General features: G+C 34.4%; 8 protein-coding genes and 1 pseudogene. 4 read left to right on the top strand and 5 right to left on the bottom strand.

Annotated elements, in window-relative coordinates; all coding sequences use genetic code 11:
• Positions 1–407, bottom strand: a pseudogene (locus BM211_RS25200) (RNA-guided endonuclease TnpB family protein); the annotation flags it as partial.
• A 191-nt stretch (positions 408–598) separates the two neighbouring features.
• Here BM211_RS25200 and BM211_RS25195 point away from each other — a divergent pair.
• Positions 599–1,105: an RNase A-like domain-containing lipoprotein gene (locus tag BM211_RS25195; RefSeq protein ID WP_035433376.1), complete on the top strand. Its 507-nt coding sequence runs from the start codon at positions 599–601 to the stop codon at positions 1,103–1,105.
• 16 nt (positions 1,106–1,121) lie between these two features.
• Entirely contained in the window at positions 1,122–1,394 is a 273-nt protein-coding gene (locus tag BM211_RS25190; RefSeq protein ID WP_035433377.1) for a hypothetical protein, read from the top strand.
• Between the two features lies 1 nt (position 1,395).
• Here BM211_RS25190 and BM211_RS25185 read toward each other — a convergent pair whose 3' ends face one another.
• The 3 genes from BM211_RS25185 to BM211_RS25175 form a co-directional block, all read right to left on the bottom strand.
• Positions 1,396–2,652, bottom strand: coding sequence for a VanW family protein (locus BM211_RS25185; protein ID WP_091000129.1), 1,257 nt, complete (start codon positions 2,650–2,652; stop codon positions 1,396–1,398).
• Between the two features lie 400 nt (positions 2,653–3,052).
• Positions 3,053–4,066, bottom strand: coding sequence for an LCP family glycopolymer transferase (locus BM211_RS25180; RefSeq protein ID WP_035433379.1), 1,014 nt, complete (start codon positions 4,064–4,066; stop codon positions 3,053–3,055).
• Between the two features lie 264 nt (positions 4,067–4,330).
• Entirely contained in the window at positions 4,331–5,509 is a 1,179-nt protein-coding gene (locus tag BM211_RS25175; protein WP_035433380.1) for a NupC/NupG family nucleoside CNT transporter, read from the bottom strand.
• 77 nt (positions 5,510–5,586) lie between these two features.
• On the opposite strand from BM211_RS25175, the gene BM211_RS25170 reads away from it, so the two are divergent.
• Together BM211_RS25170 and BM211_RS25165 are read left to right on the top strand one after the other, a co-directional pair.
• The gene (locus BM211_RS25170; RefSeq protein ID WP_091000127.1) at positions 5,587–5,973 is read left to right on the top strand and encodes an SMU1112c/YaeR family gloxylase I-like metalloprotein; all 387 of its coding nucleotides are present in this window, start codon (positions 5,587–5,589) and stop codon (positions 5,971–5,973) included.
• A gap of 160 nt (positions 5,974–6,133) precedes the next feature.
• Complete coding sequence (locus BM211_RS25165) at positions 6,134–7,438, top strand: hemolysin family protein (RefSeq protein WP_091000125.1); 1,305 nt, start codon at positions 6,134–6,136, stop codon at positions 7,436–7,438.
• 24 nt (positions 7,439–7,462) lie between these two features.
• On the opposite strand, the gene BM211_RS25160 is transcribed toward BM211_RS25165, so the two are convergent.
• Positions 7,463–9,085: a lactate permease LctP family transporter gene (locus tag BM211_RS25160; RefSeq protein ID WP_091000123.1), complete on the bottom strand. Its 1,623-nt coding sequence runs from the start codon at positions 9,083–9,085 to the stop codon at positions 7,463–7,465.
• Positions 9,086–9,660: the final 575 nt, after the last annotated feature.

Here is a 9,660-nt window from a genome sequence, read left to right as displayed (position 1 = left end):
AAAGCACGATAATCCTTCTGAATCATCGCTTTAAATAATGCATCCAGAAAATGATAATCTACATAAGGTTTTTCTGTAGTTGGTTCTGAAAATAAATTACATTTCACTTCTTTTTGTTTTTCTTTTGGTTTTGTTTTCTCTTTTTGCAATTTCTTTTGATAGGTAAGAAGTTGTGTCTCATTCATCTTCCCAATGTTTTTATCAATTGTATCCAAAACTTCTTTTTGTAAAGGTTGCAATTCCTTATCTTGTGTCAAACCTGTATACACTTGTCGTATATAAAAGTTTGTCGTGTTATACATATTTTTAGCATTTTGGCAAGATTCTTGAAAATAAGAATACATACGATGTCCTTTTTTAATCCAAATCTGAAGAGTTTTATAATTCATTTGATTTTCCGTTGTCATTTTTTCACCTCCTTGTTAAGGGTATTATACAAAAAAGAACGTACGTTTCTATTTGTTTACTTGAAAATAAAATATTTTTTCGATTCACCTCACCACCTTCACATATGTTTAGAGGTGGGAGTCCTCTCGAAAGATATGATAGAATTGACTTTTTCTAAAGATAATACAATAATCATGAAAGAGGTGATACGATGAAAAAGTTATGGACTGTTGTTATAAGCATGATGCTTATGATGATTCTTGTAGTAAGTGGATGTTCAAGTCAGGCGAAGCCGAAAGATAATCAGGCTACACCCACTATAAACGTTAGTGACAAAATTTTAGATGAAATGGAAGGACCACCGAAAAATGGTCATACGCTAGAGCGTCACGTTGGCAAAACAGATGAGCAGTTGAAAGAACGATTACGTACAGATAATGTATCTGCTGCAAGTACATATTATGATAAGGAAACAGCAACAAAAGCGGTAAAAGATACGATAAAGCAGCATGAAAAAGAAATTGAAAAGTGGTTAAAAGAGTCGAAGGAAAACCGTCTTGTATTGAATACGAAGCATAACTTTGCAGTTGGAAAAACGGTATTAAAAAAGAATATGCAAGTAAAGGATGGCCTTCGTAATACAGTGACTGTGTTGCAAAAAGATAAAGGAAGTCAGCTTGGCTTTAAAATTGTTACTTCTTATCCTTCTGAGAAATAAGAAAGGCGGGGAATTTATGTATTCAACATTTCAATATTTTCTTAGAGCGTACTGTACATTAAGTATATATGAAGAAGAAATGACTCATCTTATGCAACAATTTAAAGAGCAAGAAGAACAAGAAACGCAGGAAAAATTATTACAAGAATTTGTTCAAATAGAGCAAAGAGCAGATTGGAAGAAAGTACAGCAAGAAGTTGAACAGTATGGAAATCGTATGTGGAAAATAGAAGAAGTAAAAGGGCATATCAGTAATTTTATTTCTATATTACAAAACAAAAAGGCGTGAATTACGACGCCTTTTTGTATGTGCTTTTTGAAATTTGACCGCTCGAGAGCACTTGCCCATTTTGGGTTACCTTTTTATATGTTACAGCCACAATGCTTTTATCAGTTTCACTTATCACTTTCGAAGAAACCTCTACATTCTTTCCTGTATTTGTACCGAAAATACGAGTAGTTACACTACTGCCGTTTGTGACTGCTTGAATATAAATATATTTCCCCGTATTATTTTTAAATTTTAAATCAGGGCCGTAGTCAGCAACAGCTGCATCTTGGCCAAGAGGTAAGTAATGGACTGGTAAGGAATGATTACTTCGATCTACAACTCCTAAATCAGCGCGTAATACGGCACCGTATAATGTGCTACTTACTTGGCAAACACCACCCCCGGCACTTTGCTCTACTTTTCCGTTTACATATACAGCTGCCGATTTATAACCATGTGCTGCATCTGTTATACCAACGCGGCCGTTAAAACTAAATGTCTCATCAGGCTTAACAAATACTCCTGTTAATGTATTAACAGCACGCTGTACATTAAACGTTTGACTTGAGTTTCTTCCAGCTAGAGGAGTAGAGTATTCAGCAATTACTTCTTGAATCCCCATATTTTTTACATCTTCTGTTGAGCGTTCTGGTTTCACAGCTGTAATGGGAACTTGAATATCTTGTTTATTTGTTTTAACGGCTTCTGTTGTGAGAGTTTTTAATTTCTCCTTATCAACTTTTTCACCATCTTTACTTTCGCTAATAGCAATGGTTGTGCCAGAGATAGATAAGTCGGCATCAACAGGATCTACTAAAGAATCATTATATTTTTCCTTAATAAACGCATCATATTTTGCTGTATTTATAGAAGGCTCTAACTTATAGTCGCGCTTTACCTCACCTGTTTCAGCTTGTTTTCGCATGTTATAACGATTAGTAATATTGCCCTTTTGTTCTTTGAAAATTTTATCTGCAATATCTGTACTGTTATATTCAATTCCTAGCTCTTGCCAAGTATATGTATGTTTTTCGTCCTTTAAGACATAGTTCACAGATTTTTGATTTAACTCATCAATTTTTTGTTGAATGATTTTTTGAACATCTGCTTTCGTTTTTCCGTCTATGGAAACTCCTTCAAATGTTGTGTGGGGTAAAGCGTATGTATCTAACTGATGATTCAATTTGGACACATATTGATAAGCACTAACACTACCAGCACAAAGAAGGACTCCACCAGCAATTGCAGAACCAATAATCAAATTGCGTAATTTCATTCATTTCCCTCCGAAAAGAAGATTTTAAAATTAATATTATTTCTAACGTATAAATGATAAAAGTAGTAATTCTTATACATTAGTATACTATTAATTTTATTACATGTGTAACATTTCGATAAAAAACGTTACATTTTTGTAATATAATTACCTATAATTACATGTATATAGGTTAAAAACTAAAATCCCTTTTTTATCCCGTAAAATCCCGATTGGTGAGAGCTTTCCATCAGTGGAGATAAAAAGGCTCTCCACTGATGGAAGTTTCACTTTATAGGAGGGCAAGAGCATCTGGCTGTGCATAGGGGCGGTTATGAAGTATTCTGCATAGCAGCTACAGAAATTTTATCTGTATTATTAAAAACAAAAAAACAGCTGTGATAAACAGCTGTTTTTCTTCTTATAATTTCTTATGATCTAATTTACCTGTAACACCAAGATGGGTTTGTAGTTCCTTCGTAATATCATGAACGCTCTTTTCATCAGGAACGTAATAGTATATACCATCAACGTATTTGTCTTCGCCTTTTACTTGCAATTTATCAATCTTTAAGCTAGAATCCATTGAATTTTTCGTAATTGCCATCATATCGTCGAAAATTAAATTTGTTTTTAAATCATGATCGACTGCATCAAGTAAGTTGCCGAGTTTATTAATCGAATTTACAGATAATGCTTTTTTAGCAATTGCTTCTAAAACAAGTTGTTGACGTTGACCGCGCATATAATCACTATCAATATGACGTGTTCTTGCTAAGGCAAGCGATTGTTCACCATTTAAGTGTTGGTAACCTTTTTCAAGGTGAATAGCACCTTGATTGTCTTTACTGTCTTGTTCAGTAAATGCAACTGGTACGTCTACATCAATACCGCCAAGAGAATCAACAATTTTTATAAATGATTTAAAGTTAAATTTTACGTAATAATCAACAGGAACATCTAAAAAGCGTTCTACTGTATTAATTGTACTATCCACGCCACCAAATACGTGTGCGTGTGTAATTTTATCTTCTTTCTTTCTCGATGGAATATATACGCGAGAATCACGAGGAATGCTTAATAGTTTCACAGATTTATCGTTTTTATTAATCGTTGCAAGTAACAATGCATCTGTACGAGTTGCACCTCCGTATTCTTTTGCTCGTGTATCACTTTCATCGACACCCATAATTAAGACCGAAATATTATCATTCATCGGTTTTACTGCTTTTTCGCGTTTGTCTGATTTATCGCCGCGACCTAATTCTGAGTAAGCCCCATTAGCAACAGCCTGTGCTTTATTATATATATGGAAGCAATAGCTGCCTCCTCCAATAATCAAAAGGAATAAAGGAACGAGAACAAACCATAATACACGCTTTTTCTTAGAGCGTTTTTGTAATGCTCTATTTATCGTTTCTAAATCAGGTTTCATTAATATTTCTCCTTTAAACAATCAATTCATATATTTTCTTATAATTTAAAAAAACACACACTTTATATTTTACATAAATATAATGAGTTTTCACTATAAATTTTTAATTGACATGAAAATGAAATATATGAAACATATCGTTTTATAAAGATATTTTGAGTTTTTTTTACAAAAAAACAGATGCCTTTATGATGATAAGGCATCTGTTTAAGAATAATTGTATACAAAAAATAAACGAAAAAAAAGATTAAAATTTTTCCAAGTTTAAATCATAACACTAACAATAGTCGCGGATAGAATGCTGACTAAGGTTGCACCGTATAGGAGTTTTAAACCGAATCTGGCAACGACATTTCCTTGTTCCTCATGTAAACCTTTTACTGCGCCTGAAATAATTCCAATAGAAGAGAAGTTTGCAAAAGAGACAAGAAAGACGGAAATAATCCCGACAGTACGAGGGGAGAGTGTACTCGCAAGTTTACCTAAATCCATCATAGCTACAAATTCATTTGTAATAAGTTTTGTTGCCATAATACTACCGGCCGGGACAATTTCTGAGGCAGGTACACCAATAATGAAGGCGATTGGAGAAAAGACATATCCGAGCAGTTGTTGAAATGTAACACCAAAAACAATTGCAAATAAACCGTTAATAGCGCTTATAAGAGAAACGAAACCAATTAGCATTGCCCCAACGACGATCGCGACGCGAAATCCATCTAAAATGTACTCTCCTAGCATTTCAAAGAAAGTTTGCTTTTCTTCTTTAATTTCTAAAATATCTTCTTCATCTTTTACATCGTATGGATTAATAATTAATACAATAATAAACCCACTAAATAAATTTAAGACAAGCGCAGTAACAACATACTTTGGTTCAATCATCGTCATATAGGCGCCAACGATGGACATGGATACTGTTGACATTGCAGAAGCACACAGTGTGTACAGACGATGCTTTGGAATTTGTCCGAGTTGTTTTTTCAAGGTAATAAAAACCTCGGATTGTCCGACAATAGCTGAGGCAACAGCATTGTAGGATTCTAATTTACCAAGGCCATTTATTTTACTAAGGAAAAAACCGATCCAACGAATGATGAGTGGTAAAATTTTAAAGTGTTGTAAGATACCAATTAAGACAGAGATAAATACAATTGGCAGTAAAACACTTAAAAAGAAGGACATTTCGCCTTTGTTTAATAAGCCGCCGAATACAAAGGTTACACCTGCCGCAGCATATTTTAATAACTCATTAAATAAATTTGAAACGGCTGTAATGAGGATTAGACCGACCTGCGTATTTAATAGTAGAAACGTTAAAATTAATTGTACAATAAGCATGAGAATGATTGGTTTGAACTTAATGTGTTTTCGATTATTACTTGCTATAAAAGCAAGAAAAAATATAACAATGAGTCCAAGACCAAATGTGAAAAATTTCATAGTAACCCTCCTTATAGGTAACTTTGTATATAGGTTTTTCATTTCAAAGGAGAATATACAAGAAAGGGAAAGAGAAGATGAATATTACTGCTGTTCACCACGTTGCAATTATTTGTTCCAATTATGAAGTATCAAAAAAATTCTATACAAAAGTACTTGGTTTCCAAGTCTTGCGCGAAGTATATCGAGAAGAGAGAGCATCCTATAAGTTGGATTTGTGTGTGGGGGATACATATCAAATTGAATTATTTTCATTTCCTAATCCGCCAAAGCGAGCAAGCTTTCCTGAAGCAGTTGGACTAAGACACTTAGCATTTTCTGTTTCATCTATAGAAGATGCTGCTTCATATTTGCAGCAGCACGGTATACAAACTGAAAGCATTCGAATTGATGAGATAACTGGAAAACGTTTTGTGTTTTTCCAAGATCCAGATGGCTTGCCTATTGAATTGTATGAGAAATAAAATAAAACTCCCATCAGTGGAAGTTTTTCTTTGTTCTAAGCGGGATAAAAATTTGTGAAATTTATACAGGTTTTCTTGTGAGAAAATGAGAGAAATTAAGGATAGCTAAACTTATCTTACGGGAGGTGTAACTTTAGCTGCCTACAGCTAAGGGAGATATTTGGAAATAGGGAATTTAATATTAGTTGTCGCTTTAATTGCATTAACAGGTTTTTTCGTTGCAATTGAATTTGCGATTGTGAAAGTACGCAGTAGCCGCATTGATCAACTTGTAGGAGAGAAAAAGCGGGGAGCAGTAGCGGCGAAAAAAGTGATTTCTCATTTGGATGAGTATTTGTCAGCGTGCCAGTTTGGGATTACTATTACAGCACTGGGACTGGGGTGGTTAGGTGAACCAACTGTAAAACATGTATTAGAGCCTATATTGATTACACTTCATATCTCTCCTCCAATTGCGAATACTGTATCTTTTATTATTGCATTTGCAGTTATTACGTTTTTTCATGTTGTAGTTGGAGAATTGGCACCAAAAACATTTGCAATTCAAAAAGCAGAGCAAGTCAGTCTCATGTTTTCAAAGCCACTGATTTATTTTTATCGCATTATGTATCCATTTATTTGGGCATTAAATCATGCAGCTCGTTTTGTAGCAGGTTTATTTGGTTTAGAACCGGCTTCTGAACATGAAGTAGCACATTCAGAGGAAGAGCTCCGCCTCATTTTATCAGAGAGTTATGAAAGCGGAGAAATTAATCAAGCAGAGTTTAAATATGTAAATAATATTTTTGAATTTGACAATCGCCTTGCCAAAGAAATTATGGTGCCGCGGACAGAGATTGTTGGATTATATGCAGAAGATGTATTTGAAACACATATTGAAATTATTCGGCAAGAAAAATATACAAGATATCCAGTATTTGGTGAAGATAAAGATGAAGTAATCGGAATGGTGAATGTGAAAGATTTCTTTATTCGCTATATGGATGGAGAGAGACAAGAAGCAAAATCAATCACGACATATACAAGGCCGGTTATTGAAGTAATGGAAAACATACCTATACATGATTTATTGCTCAGCATGCAAAAAAAACGGATTCCGCTTGCCATTTTATATGATGAATACGGCGGAACAGCAGGACTCGTTACGCTTGAAGATATTCTAGAAGAGATTGTGGGAGAAATTCGCGATGAATATGATGAGGATGAACATCCGCCTATTCAACATATTAGCGACAATTGTAAAATCGTTGACGGAAAAGTGTTAATAAGTGAGATTAATGATTTGTTCGGCTTACATTTAAATGAACAAGATGTTGACACAATTGGGGGATGGTTAATGATGCAAGGACAACCAATTGCAGAAGGAGATAGGACTGTTGTTGGTGAATGGACATTTACGATTCTTGAAAAAGATATGCATCAAATTAAGCGAGTAGAGATTAAAAAAATGGAGAAAAAAGGCTGATGAACGAGTCATCAGCCTTTTATATTAGAAAATATTAAACACTGCGTTAAGTTGAAGTAAGCTAATAATGAATAAGAAGATTAAGCTATATTTCATTGTTGTTTTAAATAGCTCTGATTCTTTACCAACGATTCCAACTGCTGCGCAAGCTACAGCAACTGATTGTGGTGATACCATTTTTGCCATTGTACCGCCTACTACGTTTAAGGCAACGAGAGTAGAAGGAACGATATCTAATTGAGCAGCTGTAACTGCTTGAAGGGGCGCAAATAGAGAGCCACTTGATACGACTGAACCAGTTAAGAATACGCCGATCCAACCTAAAATTGGAGACAGAATTGGGAACGCATCTCCAGTAGATGATAAAGCTAATCCGAGAGTTGAAGACATACCAGAATAGTTTGTTACATATGCTAATGCAATTACACTACAGATTGTATAAATTGGTGTTTTTAACTCTTTTAATGTTTCAATAGCTAATTCTTTTATTAACTTACCGTTTACACGGAATACAAGTAAAGATACGATAATTGCAAGTACAATTGCAGTAGTTGTTGATGAGAATACATCTAATTTAAAGACTGCTGGAAATGGTGTATTTGCTTTAACGATTGGCGCTGTTTTCATTACGTGATTGTGCAGGCCAGGTACTTGAAGATTCCATGCTAAGTTACTTAATGCACCATTTGGAGCGAATAAAGCTTTGATTACTTTTAAGTTAAAAATTGTTACAAATGCAGTTAAGAATACAAATGGTGACCAAGCGTATAAAATTTGTTTCATAGTATAACTATGTTTTTCTTGTTTATTTGGTTTATCTTGTGCTGAAGATTTTGGTTGCCACACACGTAAGAATAATGCTAATGCAATCATGCTAACTACAGCTGCGAAAATATCAGTAAGTTCTGCACCAAGGAAATATGTTACAACGAACTGAGTAAGAGCGAAAGAACCGCCGCTTACAAGAATACCTTGCCAAGTTTCTTTAATTCCTTTGAAACCATCAACGATTGCAACAAGTAAGAATGGTAAGATGAAACTAATAAATGGTAAAATTCCAACTGCATGACGGCCAACAGTTAATGCGTCAAGTTGTGTTAATTGAGCGGGTACTGTAACTGGAATACCCATTGCACCCATCGCACCGCCGGCAATGTTAGCAACTAAGCAGATACCTGCTGCTTTTAATGGATCAAATCCCATACCTACAAGTAGTGCTGCTGTAATAGCAACTGGTACACCAAAACCTGCTGCACCTTCTAAGAAAGCTCCGAAAGAATAAGCAATCAATAATACTTGAAGACGAGGATCGCTTGTAATGCTAGAAATACTATCACGAATGACGTTAAATTGTTCAGTTTTTACAGTTAGTTTGTAAAGGAAAATTGCTGCGATAACAATTGTACAAATTGGGTAAAATCCAGCTACTACACCAAATGCAGCGGAGGATACCGCCATAGTTGCTGGCATTTTATAGACAAATATAGAAAGAATGATAGCTAAAATCACACTATAAAATCCAGATATGTATCCTTTCATCTTAAAGACTGTTAAGCATAGTACAAAAAATAAAATTGGAATTGCGGCTACAAGTGCTGATAGCCAAATATTGTGTAAGGGGTCATAAACTTGTGTCCATGTATTCATAATTGCGACATCTCCTATATATAATATGTGAATTTATTCACATTGAATGTGAAATGTTTCACAAATAAATTACATGTTTAGTATATCCTCGTTAAACACTATTGTCAATGTGAAAATAGTATTATCGTTTCGTAGAATCCGTAATTGTAAAAGTTCCGCAGAAATAAAGGGGGGAGGGATATATAGTAAAGAGTATGATGTTGTTTATCCCGCATTAACGGGCAGTAATACTCACACCTCAAAATTCAGCGAAAGCAAAGAAGTTAGGTGGGAGATAAACTGCCCGTAAAAGCCCGATTGGTTCAACTAATAATCAGTGGGGGATGAAGAAAACCCCCACTGATTAAAGTTTCACTTTATAAATCCTTGTATCATTTTTAGCTCGCTACTATAAATTTTTGGGATTTGAATAATTAATCATAAACATTATTATGGATACAAAAAAAATATAACAAAAATGTTGAGAAATTTATTTTCGAAAGGAAGGAATTCCCTAGCAGATACTTTGCTTTTTTTCTAAGCAGTATAGTATAATGTTCAAATATCCAAAGAGAGTTTTCTCTCTATAATAAAGG

It is taken from the genome of Bacillus sp. 491mf, assembly GCF_900112415.1.
In the GTDB taxonomy this organism is placed as follows: domain Bacteria; phylum Bacillota; class Bacilli; order Bacillales; family Bacillaceae_G; genus Bacillus_A.
The sequence above is the reverse complement of the archived record's forward strand: the minus strand, read 5'-3'. Positions and strand labels throughout refer to the sequence as shown.

Excerpts from the sequence above, each read along its gene's own strand:
- BM211_RS25195 (WP_035433376.1), top strand. The coding sequence starts at position 599 with ATGAAAAAGTTATGGACTGTTGTTATAAGCATGATGCTTATGATGATT.
- BM211_RS25190 (WP_035433377.1), top strand. The coding sequence starts at position 1,122 with ATGTATTCAACATTTCAATATTTTCTTAGAGCGTACTGTACATTAAGT.
- BM211_RS25185 (WP_091000129.1), bottom strand. The coding sequence starts at position 2,652 with ATGAAATTACGCAATTTGATTATTGGTTCTGCAATTGCTGGTGGAGTC.
- BM211_RS25180 (WP_035433379.1), bottom strand. The coding sequence starts at position 4,066 with ATGAAACCTGATTTAGAAACGATAAATAGAGCATTACAAAAACGCTCT.
- BM211_RS25175 (WP_035433380.1), bottom strand. The coding sequence starts at position 5,509 with ATGAAATTTTTCACATTTGGTCTTGGACTCATTGTTATATTTTTTCTT.
- BM211_RS25170 (WP_091000127.1), top strand. The coding sequence starts at position 5,587 with ATGAATATTACTGCTGTTCACCACGTTGCAATTATTTGTTCCAATTAT.
- BM211_RS25160 (WP_091000123.1), bottom strand. The coding sequence starts at position 9,085 with ATGAATACATGGACACAAGTTTATGACCCCTTACACAATATTTGGCTA.